The sequence below is a fragment of the uncultured Lactobacillus sp. genome, assembly GCF_947367125.1.
GTDB lineage: Bacteria > Bacillota > Bacilli > Lactobacillales > Lactobacillaceae > Lactobacillus.
Window position 1 is genome coordinate 1 of record NZ_CANBCQ010000004.1, and the last position, 19,829, is coordinate 19,829.

At 37.9% G+C, this 19,829-nt stretch carries 16 protein-coding genes; 11 read left to right on the top strand and 5 right to left on the bottom strand.

The window, feature by feature from the left end:
• Positions 1-90 precede the first annotated feature (90 nt).
• The 5 genes from Q0Y84_RS01945 to rpsD form a co-directional block, all read right to left on the bottom strand.
• Positions 91-555, bottom strand: a complete 465-nt coding sequence (locus Q0Y84_RS01945; RefSeq protein WP_023488081.1) for a universal stress protein — start codon at positions 553-555, stop codon at positions 91-93.
• Positions 556-615: 60 nt separating this feature from the next.
• On the bottom strand, positions 616-897 hold the full coding sequence (locus Q0Y84_RS01950) for a hypothetical protein (RefSeq protein WP_297950355.1): 282 nt from the start codon (positions 895-897) through the stop codon (positions 616-618).
• Between the two features lie 319 nt (positions 898-1,216).
• Entirely contained in the window at positions 1,217-2,515 is a 1,299-nt protein-coding gene (locus tag Q0Y84_RS01955; protein WP_297950357.1) for a replication-associated recombination protein A, read from the bottom strand.
• A complete protein-coding gene (locus tag Q0Y84_RS01960) occupies positions 2,512-2,982 on the bottom strand; it encodes a YueI family protein (protein ID WP_297950359.1) in 471 nt (156 codons plus the stop codon). Before Q0Y84_RS01960 ends, Q0Y84_RS01955 begins: the two co-directional genes overlap by 4 nt.
• Before the next feature lie 90 nt (positions 2,983-3,072).
• A complete protein-coding gene (gene rpsD, locus Q0Y84_RS01965; RefSeq protein WP_005721374.1) occupies positions 3,073-3,684 on the bottom strand; it encodes a 30S ribosomal protein S4 in 612 nt (203 codons plus the stop codon).
• Positions 3,685-3,968: 284 nt separating this feature from the next.
• Between rpsD and ezrA the strand changes: the two genes are divergently transcribed.
• From ezrA to Q0Y84_RS02020, 11 genes are all read left to right on the top strand, one after another.
• Positions 3,969-5,681: a septation ring formation regulator EzrA gene (gene ezrA / locus Q0Y84_RS01970; protein WP_023488083.1), complete on the top strand. Its 1,713-nt coding sequence runs from the start codon at positions 3,969-3,971 to the stop codon at positions 5,679-5,681.
• An 87-nt stretch (positions 5,682-5,768) separates the two neighbouring features.
• The gene (locus tag Q0Y84_RS01975; RefSeq protein ID WP_297950385.1) at positions 5,769-6,929 is read left to right on the top strand and encodes a cysteine desulfurase family protein; all 1,161 of its coding nucleotides are present in this window, start codon (positions 5,769-5,771) and stop codon (positions 6,927-6,929) included.
• Positions 6,929-8,146 carry a tRNA uracil 4-sulfurtransferase ThiI gene (thiI, locus tag Q0Y84_RS01980; protein ID WP_297950387.1) on the top strand — a complete coding sequence of 406 codons (1,218 nt, stop codon included), beginning with the start codon at positions 6,929-6,931 and terminating at the stop codon, positions 8,144-8,146. The genes Q0Y84_RS01975 and thiI overlap by 1 nt, the downstream gene beginning before the upstream one ends.
• A gap of 269 nt (positions 8,147-8,415) precedes the next feature.
• The gene (locus Q0Y84_RS01985; RefSeq protein WP_297950389.1) at positions 8,416-9,120 is read left to right on the top strand and encodes a pseudouridine synthase; all 705 of its coding nucleotides are present in this window, start codon (positions 8,416-8,418) and stop codon (positions 9,118-9,120) included.
• A complete protein-coding gene (locus Q0Y84_RS01990; protein ID WP_297950391.1) occupies positions 9,120-9,542 on the top strand; it encodes a GtrA family protein in 423 nt (140 codons plus the stop codon). Before Q0Y84_RS01985 ends, Q0Y84_RS01990 begins: the two co-directional genes overlap by 1 nt.
• Positions 9,542-10,471 carry a glycosyltransferase family 2 protein gene (locus tag Q0Y84_RS01995; protein ID WP_297950393.1) on the top strand — a complete coding sequence of 310 codons (930 nt, stop codon included), beginning with the start codon at positions 9,542-9,544 and terminating at the stop codon, positions 10,469-10,471. The genes Q0Y84_RS01990 and Q0Y84_RS01995 overlap by 1 nt, the downstream gene beginning before the upstream one ends.
• A gap of 462 nt (positions 10,472-10,933) precedes the next feature.
• Positions 10,934-13,549 carry a cation-translocating P-type ATPase gene (locus Q0Y84_RS02000; protein ID WP_297950395.1) on the top strand — a complete coding sequence of 872 codons (2,616 nt, stop codon included), beginning with the start codon at positions 10,934-10,936 and terminating at the stop codon, positions 13,547-13,549.
• 100 nt (positions 13,550-13,649) lie between these two features.
• A complete protein-coding gene (locus tag Q0Y84_RS02005; RefSeq protein ID WP_297950397.1) occupies positions 13,650-14,576 on the top strand; it encodes a hypothetical protein in 927 nt (308 codons plus the stop codon).
• A gap of 663 nt (positions 14,577-15,239) precedes the next feature.
• Complete coding sequence (locus Q0Y84_RS02010; RefSeq protein WP_297950399.1) at positions 15,240-17,879, top strand: valine--tRNA ligase; 2,640 nt, start codon at positions 15,240-15,242, stop codon at positions 17,877-17,879.
• Positions 17,880-19,163 (top strand): folylpolyglutamate synthase/dihydrofolate synthase family protein, encoded by a 1,284-nt coding sequence (locus Q0Y84_RS02015; RefSeq protein WP_297950402.1) that lies wholly within the window; start codon positions 17,880-17,882, stop codon positions 19,161-19,163.
• A complete protein-coding gene (locus tag Q0Y84_RS02020; protein ID WP_297950550.1) occupies positions 19,141-19,818 on the top strand; it encodes an HAD family phosphatase in 678 nt (225 codons plus the stop codon). The genes Q0Y84_RS02015 and Q0Y84_RS02020 overlap by 23 nt, the downstream gene beginning before the upstream one ends.
• Positions 19,819-19,829 lie beyond the last annotated feature (11 nt).

The window sequence follows — 19,829 nt, forward strand, 5'->3', positions numbered from 1 at the left end:
AAAAGAACCAAACAGCCTTTTAATGGTTGCTTGATTCTATTCATTTACTCATTATCAACAGGATTTGACAAAGAGCCATTAAAACGATGATTAACCTTCTAAAGCGTCGGCAATTTCTTCTGCACGACATACTAAAACGTCACATTTTGAAGTTCTAGTTACGTATTCAGTAACACTACCGATGAGTAAACGTTCAACGGCGTTCAAACCAGTGGCACCAACGACGATTAAATCAATGTTGTGCTTCTTAGGGAAGTCATGACCAATGATTGTCTTAGGTGAACCAAATTCGATTGAATAATGAACATCTTCAGCGCCGGCCTTAGTAGCACGAGCTTGATAATCTTTCATTCTCTTTTCAGCATCTTTGGAAACTTGTTCAACCATTGCTGAATCAAAACTTGAGACGTTTTGGAAAGAACGGGTATCAATTACGTGTAAGATCTCCAATGTAGCGTGATTACGCTTAGCGATAGCTACAGCCTTGCTAAAAGCCAAGTCAGCTTCTTTTGAACCATCGACTGCAACTTGAATATTTTTGTATTGTGAAAGCATTTTCTAAGCACCTCTTTCTGATATATATTTTACCAAAATTTGGTTAGTATTAGAAAAGTATTATTTAGTCTTTTGGGTAATTGATAAGCCAAAGGTCAGGATAGTTAATGAAGCTAAAAATAGAGTAATTAGATTCAAATATTTATTACCCATAAATAGCAAAACGATCCCTAAAATACTTTCAGCCAAAAGCGCGATTGAAGTCCACTTTAAAATTGTGCTTAAACGTGGATCGCCACCAATGTCATAAATTAAGAAATGTCCATTTCTTCTGTGCCACATGTACCATGAAGTCAATAGCAGCAACAGAATGAAAAAGATCATGACGATTTTTATTACCATAAAATTTTCTCCACCAATAAAAAAGACGGTCAATTGAGACCGTCTCAGTTAATATTCTAAAAAAATCCGAGTTGACTAAACATAGCATAATGACGCTTGTTGAACCCGCAGTGTTCAAAATTTGAGTTGACATCGCAGCGAATATGGATCCTGCGACGAGGCAGTATTCCGATTCGGTAGTTATTTGCCAACTCCCACGTCTTATAGTTTGATCGGTCAACTTTATACATTTAAGCTTGTTGATCAACTCAGATCACTTATTATGATACGCATTCTACAGGTAGTTGTCAACCATAATGAATGGTCTAAAAGTCCGCTTTTAATCTAAATTATCAGCTTGCATTTGTTTTAATTTTTGATAAATCGCTTTGTATCTAGCTTCAATTTTAGAGTTGCCTTTAGGAGCAAAATAGGAAGCGTGGCGTAAGTTATCCGGTAGGTATTGTTGGGCAATCCAATCATTGGCATAGTCATGGGGATAGAGATAGTTTACACCGTGGCCGAGCTTCTTAGCGCCAGCGTAGTGGGCATCCTTTAAATTAGCAGGAATTGGATCATTTTTTTTGCTGCGGACATCTGTTAAAGCAGCGTCAATTGCTGAGATGGCGCTATTGCTTTTAGCAGAAAGGGCTAGCTCAATAACTGCATTAGCCAATGGAATTCGTGCTTCAGGTAAGCCAACCATTTGCGCTGCTTGAATTGCCATGATGGCATGTTCTGCAGCTGGTGGATTAGCCAAACCAATATCCTCATAAGCGATAACAGCCAAGCGGCGGCAAATAGAAATCAAATCGCCAGATTCGATTAAACGGGCAAGATAGTGCAAAGCAGCATCTGTATCAGAACCGCGAATTGATTTTTGAAAGGCTGAGACTAGGTCATAGTGACTATCGCCAGATGCATCAAAATTTTGCGTTTTCATTTGGATCGAATCAGCCATTTCTTTTTGGGTGATGACAATTTTACTGTCATCTTGGCTTTTATCTTTTAATTCTTGTTTAGTTGAAAGCACAGCTAACTCTAAACTGTTTAAAGTTGACCGTAAATCGCCGTTGCCTTTTTCGATTAATAGGGCTCTAGCATCATCTGTTAATTCTACATTGTATTTGCCCAAGCCATTTTCTTCATCAGCTAGGGCACGGTCAATTGCTTGAGCTGCATCAGTAGCAGATAATGGTTTTAATTCAAAAATCTGGCAACGTGAACGAATCGCGGGGGAGATTGAAATATATGGATTTTCGGTTGTTGCCCCAATTAAAATGATTTGTCCCGATTCAAGCAAAGGCAATAAAAAATCCTGTTTGGTTTTATCTAAACGGTGAATTTCATCTAAAAGCAAAACCACCGTCCCGCTCATTTTGCCTTCTGCAGCTACTTGTTGCAGTTGCTTCTTACCGTCAGTAGCCGCATTTAGCTTTCTAAAGGCATATTTAGTAGAACCAGCGATGGCACTAGCAATACTAGTTTTACCAATACCAGGTGGACCATAGAGAATCATCGAAGAAAGCAGTCTAGCTTCGACCATTCTGCGAATAATTTTGCCGGGACCGATTAAATGCTGCTGACCAACTACTTCATTTAAATTCTTGGGACGCATACGATAAGCTAACGGCTTCATTGATTTCCTCCATGAAAGAGTTTGTGCCAAAAACTTTCTTTTTGTTTTGGTGCAACTAATTCTTCTTTAGGAAATTCAGGTGGGTAAACTTGCTTGAGACTAATCCGAGGACGGTTGATAGCAGTTTTCGCTACAACTAAAATCGCGGTATCATGCGGTCCAGTTTTAGCAGTCTCATTGTTGACCAAAGTAAAAGGAATGTTTAACTTGCTGCAGCCAGCTTCGACATCGCCTAAAAAGCCATCATCATTGATATTACCATTGATTAAAATGGTGTAATTTTTAAAGTCAGCGAGATGCTTAAGAAAAAGATTAGTTAATTCATGGTTTTGCACTTCGGTATTATCCATTCTGATTAAACAGCGTTCGCGCAAGGAGCCTAAAAAACGACGCCGCTCATCTGGCTTAGTCTGAGGAGTAATCCCTTGAGCGGCTTGTTCAACACGTTTGTTTAAATCTTCAGTCATCTAATCATCCTTTCTTTTTATCTATTATTGTAGCAAAGAAAAAAGCCTTTCTCGATTGAGAAAGACTTTCGACAAAATAAAATGTAAAAATTAAAGTAACTTGTTGTACCATTCAACAACTAAGGCTTCATCAATTTCTGGTTCCATTTCGTCACGTTCTGGTAAACGTACAAGAGTACCTTCCATCTTGTTTTCGTCAAATGAAACAAATGATGGACGAGCAGTAACTGCTTCTAAGGCATCCTTAACTTGTTGCAAGTTCTTTGACTTTTCCTTCAGGCCAATAGTTTGTCCAACCTTGACTTCGTATGAAGGAATGTCAACACGCTTACCATCAACAGTAATGTGACCGTGGTTTACTAATTGTCTAGCTTGTTCTCTAGTAGTAGCTAAACCAAGACGGTAAACAAGACTGTCCAAACGACGTTCAAGTAAAATCATGAAGTTAACACCGTGTTGACCTTCACGAATCTTACCAGCGCGGGTGAACAAAGTTCTAAATTGACGTTCGTTTAAGCCGTACATCCAACGTAACTTTTGCTTTTCGTGCAATTGTTGACCGTATTCTGACAAACGACCGCGGTTGTTAGGACCGTGTTGACCTGGAGCGTAGTTACGACGAGAAATTTCCTTACCAGTACCTGAAAGGGAAATACCCAATCTTCTTGAACGTTTCCAACTTGGACCTGTATATCTTGACATAAAAAATCCTCCATAAAATTTAAACAATAATTTTTGGAGTAAAATATTAAGCATAAGTTCAACATTCGTGCATCTTGGATTTACATTTTCGCCCAATGCAGCGCGGGTTACTCGTTCACTAAAGCGTTTCAAGATGTTGACGTTCTTGTCACTTATTGCTGCAAATATTTTACACGAATAGTATTATATAGAGTTCAGAATAATAAATCAAGAAAATAGAACAGCTTTTTGCACCTATTAGGGTCAGGTTTTGTTATAATTATGATAGTTTTGGAGGATAAACTATGTCATCAATTCAAGCTATTATAATTATTGCCGTGGTGATCCTAATCATTGTCGTAGTTGCAGCAATGCTAATGATCAATCGTAAACAACTAAAAGAAATTGAAGCGATTGATGCAGCAGTGACTGAAATTGAGAAGATGCATCTAGAAGATGATATTACGCGACTGGATAAAATGGATTTGGCCGGCGAAAGTTTAACTACATTAAATACTTGGCGCAAAAGCTACACTGAAGCAGCTAAGAAAAAATTACCGCGAGTGCATAAGCTAGTTGAAGAAGCTGCTAATGAAAATGCAACTTATCGCTTGTTTAAAGCAAGAAAGAATATTAAACAAGCACAGGAGATTATCAAGCCAACGCTCGAAGATGCTCGTAACACCAAGGCAGTTTTCACGGAACTACTTGAATCAAATAAGGAAAATCAAATTCAATATGATGCTTTGATTAAAGTTTATCGTGAATTAAGAAAAGATATCTTAGCCAATTCCTTTGAATATGGTGCTGCGATTGATCAGGTTGAAGATCAACTAGCATCAATGGAGAGTGACTTTGAAGAAGCAAAAAATCTTTCTTCACAAGGTGATCATGTTGAAGCTAAGCGAGTTTTGTCCAAGATTCGGATGTCTTTGGGCAACTTACAAAAACGCTTAAAACCGCTAAAAGAGGGCTATCATCAGCTTGAAGTAGTGTTCCAAGATCAGCTTAAGGAATTGTCTGATGCTTATAAAAAAATGATTTCAGAAAAATATTACCTTACTAGCGTAGATGTTTTGGGCAGAATCAAGGAAATTCATGATGAAATTGATGGTGCGCGCAAATTGCTAGCTGAGACTAAGGTGAATGAATTAGCCAAGGAAAATAAAAAGATCTCTGGCGAAATTGACGATCTATATGATGTTTTAGCTAAGGAATACAAGGCAAGACCATTTGTTGAAAAAAATCAAAGTAAAATGCTGACTTTGATCTCACATCAGCAAACCGCGTCAAAGAAGCTGGTAGAAAAGTTGCGGCATATTGATGAGAGCTATGAATTGACTCATGGCGAATTGGAAAAGAGTAAAGACTTAGAAAAAGAAGTCAATGAAATGTACCATCAGTACACTATTGATACACAGAATATCGCAGATGGTAAGGGTGTCTACTCTGCTATTCAAGATTCATGGCTCCAGATGCTAGATCGCCTACGTGAAATTGATGCAGAGCAGGCTAAGATGTCAACTGACGTTGATGGACTTTATGATTCTGAAAATGTAGCTAATGATTCAATCAAGCGCTTTAAGCAAGAAGTTTCATTAGTTTACCGTCGACTTGAAAGACGAAATTTGCCAGGTAATCCTGATAGCTTTGTTCAAATGTATACTTTGGTGGTCAACGAGATTGGTCATGTAAGCAACGAATTGAGTCAGGTCCGGATTAATATGGAAAAGATCTCAGCTGAATTAATTCAAATTTCTGATGATGTGGAGCGGCTTAAACGTGAAGCAGATGACATCATTAATTCCGCTAACCTAGTTGAATTGACGATGCAGTATTCAAATAAATATGCAGATAAGGATTCAATTGCGCAAGCACAAAAGACAGCAATGCAGCTATATAATGAATATAACTATAAGGAAGCCCTTGATACAATTGCTACAGCAATTGAAAAGGTAGAGCCAGGTAGTTATCAACGACTTGAAAATGCATATTATTCAGAAGAGAAGAGTAATTAATTGAAGCGATTCATTATTTAAGCTAAAATTGAAAAGTCATGAAACGGTCAAGCGATTGACCGTTTTTTAAATGAAGGGGTAATGATAGTGATTTATTTTGATAATAGTGCAACAACAAAGATAGATCCACAAGTATTGGATACTTACAATAAAGTAGCGACTAATATTTGGGGCAATCCTTCGAGTTTGCATAAGATGGGTGATCGTGCACACCAATTGCTTGAGGCGTCACGTAAACAAATTGCTGATTTGCTGGGGACTAAGCAGCATGAAATTTTCTTCACTTCTGGTGGAACAGAATCAAATAATGCTGCAATTAAGGGGATTGCAATTCAAAAGCGTGAATTTGGTAAGCATATTATCACTTCTAGCGTGGAACATGCATCTGTAGCCAATAGTTTTAACGCGTTAGAGAATTTGGGTTGGCGCGTTACCAGATTGCCAGTTGATAAGGAAGGCCGAGTTAACGTTAATGACTTAAGAAACGCGATTGATTCTGATACAACTTTGGTTTCAATCATGGGCGTTAATAACGAAATTGGCACCATTCAACCAATTGATGAGATTAGCGATTTGCTTGAAAATTATCCAACGATTCAGTTCCATGTTGATAACGTTCAGGCACTTGGCAAAAATATTTGGGATAAAGTATTTACACCCCGAGTTGATCTTTCTAGTTTGTCGGCGCATAAGTTCCATGCACCACGCGGAATTGGTATTTTATACAAAAAGGAAGGCAAGATGCTAACACCACTTCACGATGGCGGTGGCCAAGAAAAGGGCCTTCGTTCAGGAACGGAAAACTTACCAGCAATTGCGGGGATGGCTAAGGCAATTCGTTTGCTTTTGCAAGATGAAGCTGAAAAAGCAAGTCGTGAAGCTGCGATTAAGGCTAAGATTGTTGATTACTTGCAGGATAAGCCGGGAATTGATATCTTTTCGCCAGTAAGTGACGGTTTTGCACCACATATTCTTTGCTTTGCCTTAGAAGGAATTCGTGGTGAGACTTTAGTTCATACGCTAGAAGATCAAGATATTTATACTTCAACTACTTCTGCTTGTGCATCAAAAACAGCAGATGAAGCCAGCACCTTGGTTTCTATGCGAATTGATGATAAGATTGCTACTAGTGCAATTCGTTTAAGTTTTGATGAGACGAATACGCTTCAAGAAGCGGATGAATTTATTAAGGTCTTTGACAAGATCTATAATCATTTTGCTAAAATTAATCATTTGGGAGAAAATTAATGGAATACACAGAAGTTATGGTTCGCTATGGCGAGCTTTCAACTAAGGGGAAGAACAGAAAGGACTTCATCAATCGCTTAGCAAGTAACGTTGAAAAAGTTCTTAAGGATTTCCCACAAATTGAATTTCATCCTCGTCATGATCGGATGCACATTGTCCTGAATGGCGCATCATTCAAGGATGTTGACCAACGCCTGAAGAAGGTATTTGGAATTCAAACTTACTCACCAGCAATTAAGATTCCTAAGACTCTTGAAGAGATTGAAAAGACTTCTTTGGAATTGATGCAAGAGACTTTTAAGTCAGGGATGACTTTTAAGGTTAATACCAAGCGTAGTGATCACAAGTTTGAATATGATACTAACCAATTAAACAACTTAGTTGGGGACTACTTGTTTGATCACATGGATGGCTTGAAGGCCGAAATGAAGCATCCGGACATTGTCTTAAGAATTGAAGTTCGTCAAGATGCCGTTTATATTTCCAATCAATTGCTTCATGGTGTTGGCGGGATGCCCGTTGGTACTGCTGGTAAGGCTGTCATGATGCTTAGTGGTGGGATTGACTCACCAGTTGCTTCATGGTTGGCATTGAAGCGCGGAGTAGATATTGAAATGGTTCACTTCTTTAGTCCGCCTTACACTACTGAAAAGGCCTTGGCTAAGGCTAAGGAATTGACTGGTATTTTGGCGAACTACGCTGGTAAGATTAATTTTATTGCTGTGCCATTTGCGGAAATTCAGGAAACGATCAAGGAAAAGTTGCCAGAAGGCTACTTGATGACTGTGCAACGTCGTTTTATGTTGCAATTAGCTGACCGCATTCGTGCTCAACGTGGTGGCTTAGCCATCTTTAATGGTGAGTCAGTTGGTCAAGTTGCCTCTCAGACTTTGCAATCAATGGTGGCCATTAATGATGTAACAACGACTCCAGTTATTCGTCCAGTTGCGACAATGGATAAGACGGAGATCATTGCTAAGGCCGAAGAAATTGGTACCTTTGATTTGTCAATTCAACCCTTTGAAGATTGTTGTACTATTTTTGCTCCGCCACGTCCTAAGACTAAGCCAAAGCTTGATAAGGCACGTGAATATGAAGCACGCCTTGATGTTGAAGGCTTGATTGAAAGAGCCATGGCTGGCATCGAAATTACGCCAATTTATCCAAATGAAAAATTCTTGGATGATAAGGCACAAGAAGACGCAGATTTATTATAGAAAGATTGCGCTAGTGGAATTATTTCTGCTAGTGCTTTTAAAATTAAATATGACACGGGTTATTATTTAAAAAGATATGGTGTTAATATGGAAACTTCTAGTAGTATTATGTATTGATTTATAGTTAATATAATAATCGCGCGCAAGAGCGCGTAAAAACGGTCGAAAACAAAATCGACCGTTTTTGATTAGTGTCGCAATTCGAAATTGGTTTAACTTTCTTATATAATTAACATTAATCAACATATAAAAATGAAAGAAAGACATAAATGCGGATAGACAAATACTTAGCCAATATGAACGTTGGCTCGCGAAAAGAAGTTCATCTTTTAATTAAAAAAGGAATTGTTGCAGTTAACGGCGTGACTGTAAAAACGCCAAAGCAGCAAGTTAAAGAAAGTGACCAGGTTACTGTCAATGGCGACGCTGTAGCTTATCAGAAATATCATTATTTCTTGTTGAATAAGCCTAAAGGTGTTTTGTCGGCGACGGAAGATCGCAGTCAACCAACGGTGATTTCATTGCTTGCACCGCAAGACCGCTATCAAGGAATCGTACCAGTTGGCCGTTTGGATAAAGACACGACAGGCTTGCTACTTTTGACTAATGATGGTCAACTTAATCATGAATTATTGGCGCCAAATAAGCATGTTGATAAAATTTATCGCGCTAAGATTGCTGGCGTAGCTGATGATGAGACGGTCAAAACTTTTGCGGCAGGGATGACTTTGGGCGATGGAACCAAACTGCAACCAGCAGAATTGAAGATATTATCCCAAGATGAAGAGCACGGTAGGTCTACAATTGAAATTAAGATTCGCGAAGGCAAATACCACCAGATTAAGCGCATGTTTGGTGCGGTAGGGATGAAAGTGGTTGAACTAGAACGAATTTCGATGGGGCAATTGACTTTGCCGGAAGATCTGAAGCGCGGAGAATATCTAGAATTGCAATTAGATGACATAATGAAGTAATGACAAAGATCAGGCAAATATATCATTCGCAGGATTTTATCCAGTTAGTCAAGTATGTCTTAATTGGAGTATTAGGATTAGTAATAGATTTCGGCGCCTACACAATTTTGATTCATTTTAAAGTAAATGTCGAAGTAGCCAATATTATTTCTTCAACCTGCGGGATTATTAACAACTTCTTTTGGAATTCATATACTAACTTTAAGGTACATAATCGCTTATTGTTGCGATTTATCTCATACTTTTTAGTTGGACAGATCACAACTGTGTTTACTACCGTATCTTTGTTTATTTTTGTTACAAAATTAGGTTTTCCGCACTTGATTGTCAAGGCAGTGGCCACTTTTATAGCGACTTTAATTCAATTTGTGATTAATAAAGTGATCACGTTTAGAAAAAGTACGAAAGAAGTACATAAATAATGAAGAAATTATCGTTAGTTGTTCCTTGTTTTAATGAGCAAGAATCAATTCCACTTTTTTATCCTGCAGTTCAAAAGGTGCTGGTTACTATGCCGGAAGTTAAGCCAGAATATTGGTTTGTAGATGATGGTTCTAAGGATGGTACCTTATCTGAATTAAAAAAGCTGCATGAACAAGATCAAGCAGTTCATTATATTTCTTTTTCGAGAAATTTTGGTAAAGAAGCGGCAATTTATGCAGGTTTATCGGCTGCAACGGGTGACTATGTGGCATTAATGGATGTAGACTTGCAAGATCCACCAGATTTGTTGCCAAAAATGTATGAAATTTTGCAAACAGGTGAATATGATGCTGTGGGCTGCAGACGAGTTGATCGCAAGGGTGAAAGAAAAGTTAAATCCTTCTTGAGTAATCAATTTTATAAAGTGATCAATCGCGTGTCTAAGGTGGAAATCGTGCCAGGTGCGCGTGATTATCGGATGATGACGCGGCAGATGGTCAATGCTGTTTTAGCCATGAAAGAATATAGTCGTTTTTCTAAAGGAATTTTTGCTTGGGTTGGCTTTAAGACTAAATATCTTGAATATCACAATATTGAACGGGTAGCTGGTAAGACTAATTGGACTACTTTAAAATTGTTTAAATATGCAATGAATGGGATAGCCGATTTTTCTCAAGCACCACTTAATTTAGCTGTTTGGATCGGGACGACATCTTTTATTTTGTCAATTATTGGTTTGATTTTTGTGATTATTCGAAAGTTGATTGAACCTAGTTCAAGTATTTTGGGCTGGGCTAGTACGATCTCGATTATTCTTTTGATAGGTGGTTTACAGCTTCTGTGTATTGGGATTATTGGTCGTTATATTGGTAAAATATACTTGCAGGTTAAGGAACGTCCAATTTATCTTGTGAAAGAAAAGAAATAGAAATTAATGGTATTAATAGTTGCAACTGAGATAGAAATGTCTGGGAGTGATTATATCATGGACTACGAGGATAAAAGGTTAGAGCGAGAACAAGATGCACGTGAAGAAGGAATGAAGCAAGGCATGCTTGAAGACAAAAAAGATGGTGCCTAAATCTTGGCTTCAGCACTTAAAAAGGTCGGCAATACTAAGTAAGAAATTATGCAACAGCTTGAGCAAAACTATGGTAATGTTTTTTCAAAAAATAAAATCAACTAAATATCTTGTCAGCAACCTATTTAATATGGTATAAATATTAACAAGTAAATAGGGAGTAATCGGCATAAATTGTATTTACGGCGTCAGAACGAAATTAATTTTCCGCTGTAAGTTTAAATGATGAGACTATTGACTAAACACCGCTTTAGCCAGTAGTCTCTATTTTTTTGCTTAAATTGCTCTTATGTTTAGGGAGGGCTTTACATGGAATATTATCGTCAAACAAAAGACGAGATAGTCAAGGAATTAGGAACTAATATTGAGCAAGGCTTGACTAATCAAGCTGCTAAAGAAAAATTAGCTCAAGTTGGTCTTAATGCCTTAGTTGAAGGTAAAAAGAAAAGTACTTTTCAAGTCTTTTTAGAACAGTTTAAAGATTTGATGGTAATTATTTTAATTATTGCTGCCATCATCTCAGCTTTTACTGGTAGTTTAGAAAGTACTCTGGTAATTATTGTAGTATTGATTTTGAATGCCATTTTAGGAACAGTGCAACATGTTAAGGCAGAAAAATCATTGGAGTCGTTAAAATCATTGTCTGCTCCAACTGCCAAAGTTTTGCGTAATGGTCAAAAGCAAGAAATTGCTGCTAAGGATGTAGTACCAGGCGATATTCTTTTACTAGAAGCGGGGGACTTAGTTACTGCCGACGGGCGTATTTTAGAGAATTATTCTCTGCAAGTTAATGAAAGTTCTTTGACTGGTGAATCAACTAATGTTGATAAATTGGATACTGATTTTGAAAAAGAAGTGCCCTTGGCAGACCGAGTGAACATGGTTTACTCAAGTGCCTTGGTAACTTATGGCCGGGCTACTGTGGTAGTCACCGCAACGGGGATGAATACTGAAATTGGTAAGATCGCCGCTTTAATGAATGAAACTAAAGAACGGCGCACACCACTGCAAGTATCGCTAGACCAGTTTTCATCTAGATTGGCGACTGCTATTTTAATCTTGTGTGCGATCATCTTCGGTATCCAAATGTGGCGCGGTCAGCCATTGATGGACGCCTTGCTTTTTGCTGTTGCCTTAGCTGTTGCTGCAATTCCTGAAGCGTTAAGCTCAATCGTGACTATTGTGCAAGCTATGGGGACACAAAAGATGGCTAAAGAAAATGCCATTATTAAAAACTTAGCAGCAGTAGAGTCATTAGGTTCAGTTTCGGTTATCTGTTCAGATAAAACTGGTACTTTGACCCAAAACAAGATGACAGTTGAAGATATTTATATTGGTGGCAAAGTTTTAAAGCCAAATGAACTAGATTTGAGCAATCAACTTCACCGCTACTTGCTTTATGATGTAGTGCTTAACAACGATGCAAGTTTGGCAGAAGATAAGGCAATTGGTGATCCGACTGAATCAGCTTTATTGGAAATGTATCGTCAAGTGCCCGGGATTGACTTGGGCAATGGCGTTTTAGGCTTATCAGAACAAGAATTACGTGACCATTCTAAGCGACTTGAAGAAGTACCATTTGATTCTGATCGAAAATTGATGAGTACCAAGCACTTAATTCACACCGTACCAACGATTTTTGTTAAGGGCGCGATTGATGTCTTGCTTAAGCGTTGTGTAAATATTCGTTTTGGTGATGAAATTCGGCCAATGACTGAAGATGATCGCCAAGAAATTTTAGCGCAAAACAATCATTTTTCAGAAAATGGCTTGCGGGTATTGGCTTTTGCATATAAAGAAAGTGACGAAGAACTTTCAACTGAAGCAGAAGATGGTTTGACTTTCATTGGCTTGGTTTCAGAAATGGATCCGCCACGAGCAGAAAGTGTAGCAGCTGTAGCTAAAGCGAAGGAAGCCGGTATTAAAACAGTGATGATTACTGGTGACCATAAGATTACCGCTGTAGCAATCGCTAAAAAGATTGGTATCTTCAATGATGGCGATCTAGCTTTAACTGGGTTAGAACTTGATGCTTTGAGTGATGAAGAACTTGATCAAAAGATTGAAAAAGTTTCAGTTTATGCTCGTGTTTCACCAGAAAATAAAATTAGAATTGTTAACGCTTGGCAAAGAAAAGACCGCATTGTTTCAATGACCGGTGATGGTGTTAATGATGCCCCAGCTTTAAAGAAGGCAGATGTTGGTGTGGCAATGGGAATTACGGGTACCGAAGTTTCTAAGGATGCTGCCAGCATGATCTTGGCTGATGATAATTTCGCGACAATTATTAAAGCTGTTGCCAACGGTCGAACCGTTTATGAAAATATCAAGAATGCGATTGGCTATTTATTATCTGGTAACCTTTCAGCAATTATTACGGTATTGTTTGCCTCACTTGCTGGCTTGCCTGTGCCATTTGTAGCAGTTCAATTGCTTTTCATTAACTTAGTAACTGATTCACTTCCAGCTCTGGCAATTGGAATGGAACCAGGTGATCCTGATATTTTGAAGCGTAAGCCACGCGATCCTAAAGCAGGTATTTTAACTAAGAGTTTTGTCAGTCAAATTACGATTCAAGGTTTGCTAATTTCACTTAGTGTAATTGCCGCATTTTTAATTGGATTAAAAGATAGTCCAGCAGTAGCGACAACAATGGCCTTCTCAACTTTGACTTTTGCTAGATTATTGCACGGTTTCAATTGTCGTTCACAGCATAGCATTTTCAAGATTGGCTTTAAGAATAATTGGTACAGTTTGGCTGCCTTTGCCGTAGGTACTGTTTTGCTTGCCTTAATCTTGTTTGTTCCAGCCTTGCATAGCTTGTTTGCCGTTACCCCATTAACTGGTCAAGAAGTGATGTGGCTTGCTGGCTTGGCCTTGATTCCGACTATTTTGATTCAAGCTGTTAAGGTAATTAGAAAATAGGATAATTTAATCAAAAATTTTGAGACGCTTATTGTGGCGTCTTTTTTGTTATGATGCAATTGAACATATGTTTGAATAATAAAAATAAAAAGTAAGAATTATGCGAAAAATATTAGGTAATCTTGGTTCAGATGAACGTCATACGTTTCAGGCTGAATTTGGAAAATATGGTTATAAAAGATATTACGACAAAAGTCGTGGCGACTTGTATAGTCCAACTATGGTAGTAAGAAATGTGCGAATTGTTGATGATCCGAAGAATCCTAAGATGGTGACTGATCATCTTTGGCTGAATTTGACCAAAGGATTTGCAGATTTAGGTTTGCTTGAGACAGGTGACCTTATTCAGTTTAACGGACGAGTATCACAATACAATAAAGGCTTTATCAATAAAGACAAGGTTGATTATGAATTAACATATCCTAGCAAGGTTCAGTTGTTGACAGATAGAAAAGCGCAGCCATTACCTGATGATCATCGGGCTCAAATAGGAATGATTATGAATCTTAACTACAAGTTTTACTTGAATAATCAACGTCCACTTGTGGCATATTTCATGGATGGTTTTGCCCAGTGGCAAAAAGCTCAGGATACTCCACTACCAATTGAATGTCACAAGGGAACAGATTATGAAAACTTCAATAGTTATGATTCATTAGATTATAGTGCTGAAAAGGAGAGGCTTGAGAAAGATGAGGCTGAAAAGCAGAAGGATCTTGAGCAAAAAAGAGAAGCGGGACTGAAAATTTTGAAAGAAAAGCCGGATCTAGTTAAAGACCTTGTTGCGTTGGGCAAAGAATTAGAGCAAAAATCTCAAGATAGCAAGCAGCATGCATCTGAACAATATTGTTATATTTCTAATGGTAAGCTGAGAGCTGTGACTGCAAAATATAAATTAGGTAAGTCTGAAACAAGTGATATTAGGCATGCTTTAACTACTGATTGGTTTCATGAAAAATTTAATGGGAAGGAAGAAAAGCTGTCTCCATTAGAGCAGCTTGCGGGGAAGTTTAATAAAGGATTGTAAAATAGATGTAGATGAATTAGGTAAGCAAATACAGGCAAGGAAAAGTAAAGATAAAAAATTTTTTCAAAATTTGATTCAAGAAACTGAGAATGATATTGAATCGAATAAAAAATCAATGACTTTAAATTGGATTGCCTTGGTTTTTAGTTATGATTTTTGTGATACTAAATATTTTGCAAATTACTGTTCAGCATCAGAAAAGGCTGGATGCCTGTATTGCTGATAATACTTTTGTTAATAGTTGCTATCTGTGCGGCGATGGATATAGTTAAAAATAAGCGAGATAATGATAATTCTAGAAAAGCTATTGAGGAGTATAAAGAGCAGCTTGCTAAGTTGAAGTAAATCAATATATTTTGTATCCAAGCTTATTTCATGTGAAGTCAATGCTTTTTTTACAAATTGATTCATGCTATAATCTTAACCAAAGCAAGAATCAAGAGAGGTCGACTTTATTAACAGAGAAAAGCCAGACAGCTGAGAGGCCGAAGGTTGACTAGTAGCTTGATTAGCTGATTAATTGAAAATAAAAAGTAGGTTAATCCGGTACGCGCCGTTATCGCTATTAAGAGAAGCATAATTTTGCTTAACCATAGGTGGTACCGCGGTTTAACTGATCGTCCTAGACAATATGTCTAGGACTTTTTTATTGGAGGAATTTTAATGACAGATTTAGCACCTAAATACAACCCAAATGAGGTTGAAAAAGGCAGATATCAAACTTGGCTTGATGAAGATTTGTTCAAGCCTTCTGGTGACAAGAAAGCTCACCCTTATTCAATTGTTATTCCACCACCAAATGTAACTGGTAAGTTGCACTTGGGTCACGCTTGGGATACTGCAATTCAAGATACTTTAATTCGTTTTAAACGGATGCAAGGCTACGATACGCTTTACCTTCCTGGGATGGACCATGCTGGTATTGCTACCCAAGCCAAAGTTGAAGCTAAACTCCGCAAGCAAGGCAAAGACCGTCACCAAATGGGACGTGAAGCTTTTGTTAAGCAGGTTTGGGACTGGAAAGATGAATATGCTGCAATTATTAAGGGCCAATGGGCTAAGATGGGTCTTTCACTTGACTACTCAAGAGAAAGATTTACCTTGGACAAGGGTCTTTCAAAGGCTGTTAAGAAAGTCTTTGTTCAGCTTTATAAAGAAGGCTTAATTTACCGCGGTGAATACATTATTAACTGGGATCCGGCACTTCAAACTGCTTTGAGTGATATTGAAGTTATTCACAAGGATGATAAAGGTGCCTTTTACCACATTAAATATCCATTTGCTGATGGTTCAGGTTATGTAGAAATTGCTACTACTCGTCCTGAAACCATGTTTGGTGATACTGCTGTTGCCGTTGCACCAGGAGATGAAAGATACAAGGATATCGTAGGTAAGGAATTAATCTTGCCACTTGTTGGCCGCCACATTCCAATTATTGAAGACCAACACGTTGATCCAGAATTCGGTACCGGTTTAGTTAAGATTACCCCAGCTCATGACCCTAACGACTTCCAAGTAGGTAATCGTCATAATCTTGAAAGAATCAACGTAATGAACGATGATGGTACTATGAACGAAGAAGCTGGCAAGTATGCTGGTATGGATCGTTTTGACTGTCGTGAAGCTTTAGTTAAGGATCTTAAAGAAGAAGGCTACTTAATCAAGATTGAACCAATTGTTCACTCAGTAGGTCACTCAGAACGTTCAGGCGTTCAAGTTGAACCACGTCTTTCTAAGCAATGGTTCGTTAAGATGAAGCCACTTGCTGATAAAGTTTTGGAAAACCAAAAGACTGATGGCAAGGTAAACTTTGTCCCAGAACGATTTGAACAAACTCTTGATCACTGGATGAGTGATGTTCATGATTGGTGTATCTCACGTCAATTATGGTGGGGTCACCGTATTCCTGCTTGGTACAACAAGAAGACCGGTGAAACTTATGTTGGCGAAGAAGCTCCTAAGGATATTGAAAACTGGGAACAAGATCCAGACGTACTTGATACTTGGTTCTCAAGTGCTTTATGGCCATTCTCAACTTTAGGTTGGCCTGATACTAATTCAGAAGACTTTAAGCGTTACTTCCCAACTAATGCTTTAGTTACTGGATACGACATTATCTTCTTCTGGGTATCAAGAATGATGTTCCAAAGTTTGCACTTTACTGGCAAGCGTCCATTTAATGATGTTGTTTTGCATGGTTTGATGCGTGACGAACAAGGCCGCAAGATGAGTAAATCACTTGGTAACGGTGTTGATCCAATGGACGTAGTTGATAAATACGGTGCTGACGCTTTACGGTGGTTCCTTCTTAACGGTACTGCTCCTGGTCAAGATACTCGTTATGATCCTAAGAAGTTATCTGCAGCTTGGAACTTTATTAACAAGATTTGGAATGCAAGTCGTTTTGTAATTATGAACTTGCCTGCCGATGCAAAGCCAGCTCATATGCCAGATACTTCTAAGTTTGACTTATCAGATCGCTGGATCTTTGATCGTTTGAACCATACTGTTGATGAAGTAACTCGTTTATTTGATGAATATCAATTTGGTGAAGCAGGCCGTGAAGCTTACAACTTTATCTGGAATGACTTCTGTGATTGGTACATCGAAATTTCTAAGGTTGCTTTAAATGGTGACGACGAAGAATTAAAGGCTAGAAAGCAAGAAAACTTAATTTGGATTCTTGATCAAATTTTGCGTTTGATGCACCCAATTATGCCATTTGTAACTGAAAAACTTTGGCTCTCAATGCCTCATGAAGGTAAGTCAATTATGGTTGCTGACTATCCAACTACACATCAAGAATTTGAAAACAAGCAAGCAGATCAAGACATGGCCTTCTTAATTGAAACTATTAAAGCAGTACGTAACATCCGCATGGAAGTTAATGCACCAATGTCTAGTCAAATTGACATCATGATTCAATTAGATAATGAAGCTGATAAGCATGTCTTAGATGAAAATGCTGACTATGTTGAAAACTTCTTGCATCCCAAGGAATTGACTGTAGCTAGTGAAATTGAAGCACCAAAATTGGCTAAGACTGCTGTAATCCCAGGCGCACAAATCTTTGTTCCATTGACTGAACTTGTTAATGTTGATGATGAGCTAGAAAAGATGGAAAAAGAAGAAAAGCGTCTTGAAGACGAAGTTGCTCGCTGTGAAAAGAAGTTGGCTAACAAGGGCTTTGTTGATCACGCTCCAGAAGCTGTTGTCAACAAGGAAAAGGAAAAGAAAGCCGACTATGAAAGTCAATTAAGTGGCGTTCGTGAAAGAATTCAGGATTTGAAAGAGAGCAAATAATTGAAATTTACTAAAGCTCAGGAAGTAATCGATTACTTGTACAAATTGCCGCATTTACATCCCAAAAACAATTTATCTTTTATTAAACGATTGTTGACAGAATTAGGCAATCCACAAGATCAGGTTAAGACGATTCATATTACGGGCACTAATGGTAAAGGTTCAACTTCATACTATTTATCAAATCTATTAAAAAAGGCTGGTCAAAAGACTGGCCTTTTTGTCTCACCATATGTTTATGAATTTAATGAACGAATTCAATTAAACAATCAAAATATTAGCGATGCAGATTTGGTAAAAACGGCTAATTTGGTGCAAGCAGCGTATGAAAAACTGCAGGAAAATGATCCAGCTTTTTCATTAGTGACGTTTGAATATGAAGTTGCACTAGCTTTTGTCTTTTTTGCTCAAGTAAAATGCGATTATGCAGTGATTGAAGTAGGAATTGGCGGCGAACATGATAAAACCAACGTAATTACGCCAGAAGTAAGTATTATTACGACGATTGGCCTTGATCATGAAAAAATTATCGGTCCAACAATTCAGGATATAGCTCGTGAAAAAAGCGGCATTATTAAAGCTAAAAAAACAGTTGTTTTAGGCAATGTACCAGAGAACGTTAGATCAATTTTGGAAAATAAGGCCAAGAAAGAGCAAGCAACAGTTTATCAATTAGGAAAAGATTTTAAAGTTCTGCTTGATAAAAAAATCGTCTATCAAGACCAGCAAAGAAAATTTGTCTTTGCATTGCGGCCTAAAGTTGAAGCTTATGATATCGCTGTTGCATGTCAGGCCTTCTTGCTCTTGAATTTGACCTTGTCAGCAGCAGAAATTGAAACAGCCATTGATCAAACAGCCATTCCAGGGCGTTATCAGATTTTGCAAAATAAGCCGCTAATTATTTTAGATGGGGCGCACAATATTCAGGCAATGACTAATTTGTTAGCGGTAGTGCATCAATTGGCTCATCAAAATCATGGTAAAGTTTATGCTTTGGTAACAATGATGAAAGATAAGGACCTGGAGCAGGTATTTGGACTATTTGATATTGAAGACAAAGTTTTATTAACGACCTTGTCTTATCCGCGAGTGGCTAAAAGAAATGACTTTCCGCTTGATGTTCAAAAAAGATATAATTATGAAAAAGATTATCGAACTGCTTTTACTAAATTACTAAATCAGCTGACAGCAAATGATATCTTGCTGGTGAGTGGCTCATTTTATTTAGTGAGTGCAATTTTGAATTGGAAAGGAAATAATGATGCGAGTACAGGGCTTAAATGATGATATTCAAGGCATTATCTTTGACATGGATGGTTTGCTAGTCAATTCAGAAAAATTATATTGGAATGCCAATATTCAAGCAGCTGAAGAAGAAAATTTGGGTACGCCGCGGGATGCTTACCTTAAATTGACTGGTGCCACCGTTAAGGAAATGCAGGATTTTTATCATAAATATTTTAAAACTGATGAGGCGCGTGATCGTTTTATTAAGCGGACAGACGATTTGGTGTGGCAATGGACTGATGAAGGTAAATTAAAATTGCAGCCAGGTGTCCAGGAAGCATTAGATGAATTTGAAAAGCGCGGATTAAAGATGGCAATTGCCTCAAGTAATTATGAAAATGTAGTCCAGCATGCAATGTGGGCTACAGGAATTAGAAATTATTTTGACTTTCATCTTAGTTATCTTGATGTGCAAAAGGGGCATATTAAGGCCAAACCCGCACCTGATATTTATTTAGCTGCGGCTAAAAAAATGGGCTTGCCGAAAGAAAATATCTTAGTTTTTGAAGATTCGTCTACTGGCATTCAAGCAGCAGCTAGCGCAGGACTTAAGTGCGTGATGGTTCCGGATTTAAAAGCTCCATCTGCTAAGGATAAGCAAAATGCCACGATGATTTGTCAAAACTTTTTTGAATTTCTGAAAAAAATTTAGCTCTTTTTTGC

Excerpts from the sequence above, each read along its gene's own strand:
- thiI (WP_297950387.1), top strand. The coding sequence starts at position 6,929 with ATGGAATACACAGAAGTTATGGTTCGCTATGGCGAGCTTTCAACTAAG.
- Q0Y84_RS01990 (WP_297950391.1), top strand. The coding sequence starts at position 9,120 with ATGACAAAGATCAGGCAAATATATCATTCGCAGGATTTTATCCAGTTA.
- Q0Y84_RS02000 (WP_297950395.1), top strand. The coding sequence starts at position 10,934 with ATGGAATATTATCGTCAAACAAAAGACGAGATAGTCAAGGAATTAGGA.
- Q0Y84_RS02005 (WP_297950397.1), top strand. The coding sequence starts at position 13,650 with ATGCGAAAAATATTAGGTAATCTTGGTTCAGATGAACGTCATACGTTT.
- Q0Y84_RS02010 (WP_297950399.1), top strand. The coding sequence starts at position 15,240 with ATGACAGATTTAGCACCTAAATACAACCCAAATGAGGTTGAAAAAGGC.
- Q0Y84_RS01955 (WP_297950357.1), bottom strand. The coding sequence starts at position 2,515 with ATGAAGCCGTTAGCTTATCGTATGCGTCCCAAGAATTTAAATGAAGTA.
- Q0Y84_RS01985 (WP_297950389.1), top strand. The coding sequence starts at position 8,416 with ATGCGGATAGACAAATACTTAGCCAATATGAACGTTGGCTCGCGAAAA.
- Q0Y84_RS01995 (WP_297950393.1), top strand. The coding sequence starts at position 9,542 with ATGAAGAAATTATCGTTAGTTGTTCCTTGTTTTAATGAGCAAGAATCA.
- Q0Y84_RS02020 (WP_297950550.1), top strand. The coding sequence starts at position 19,141 with ATGCGAGTACAGGGCTTAAATGATGATATTCAAGGCATTATCTTTGAC.
- Q0Y84_RS01960 (WP_297950359.1), bottom strand. The coding sequence starts at position 2,982 with ATGACTGAAGATTTAAACAAACGTGTTGAACAAGCCGCTCAAGGGATT.
- Q0Y84_RS01950 (WP_297950355.1), bottom strand. The coding sequence starts at position 897 with ATGGTAATAAAAATCGTCATGATCTTTTTCATTCTGTTGCTGCTATTG.
- Q0Y84_RS01945 (WP_023488081.1), bottom strand. The coding sequence starts at position 555 with ATGCTTTCACAATACAAAAATATTCAAGTTGCAGTCGATGGTTCAAAA.
- ezrA (WP_023488083.1), top strand. The coding sequence starts at position 3,969 with ATGTCATCAATTCAAGCTATTATAATTATTGCCGTGGTGATCCTAATC.
- rpsD (WP_005721374.1), bottom strand. The coding sequence starts at position 3,684 with ATGTCAAGATATACAGGTCCAAGTTGGAAACGTTCAAGAAGATTGGGT.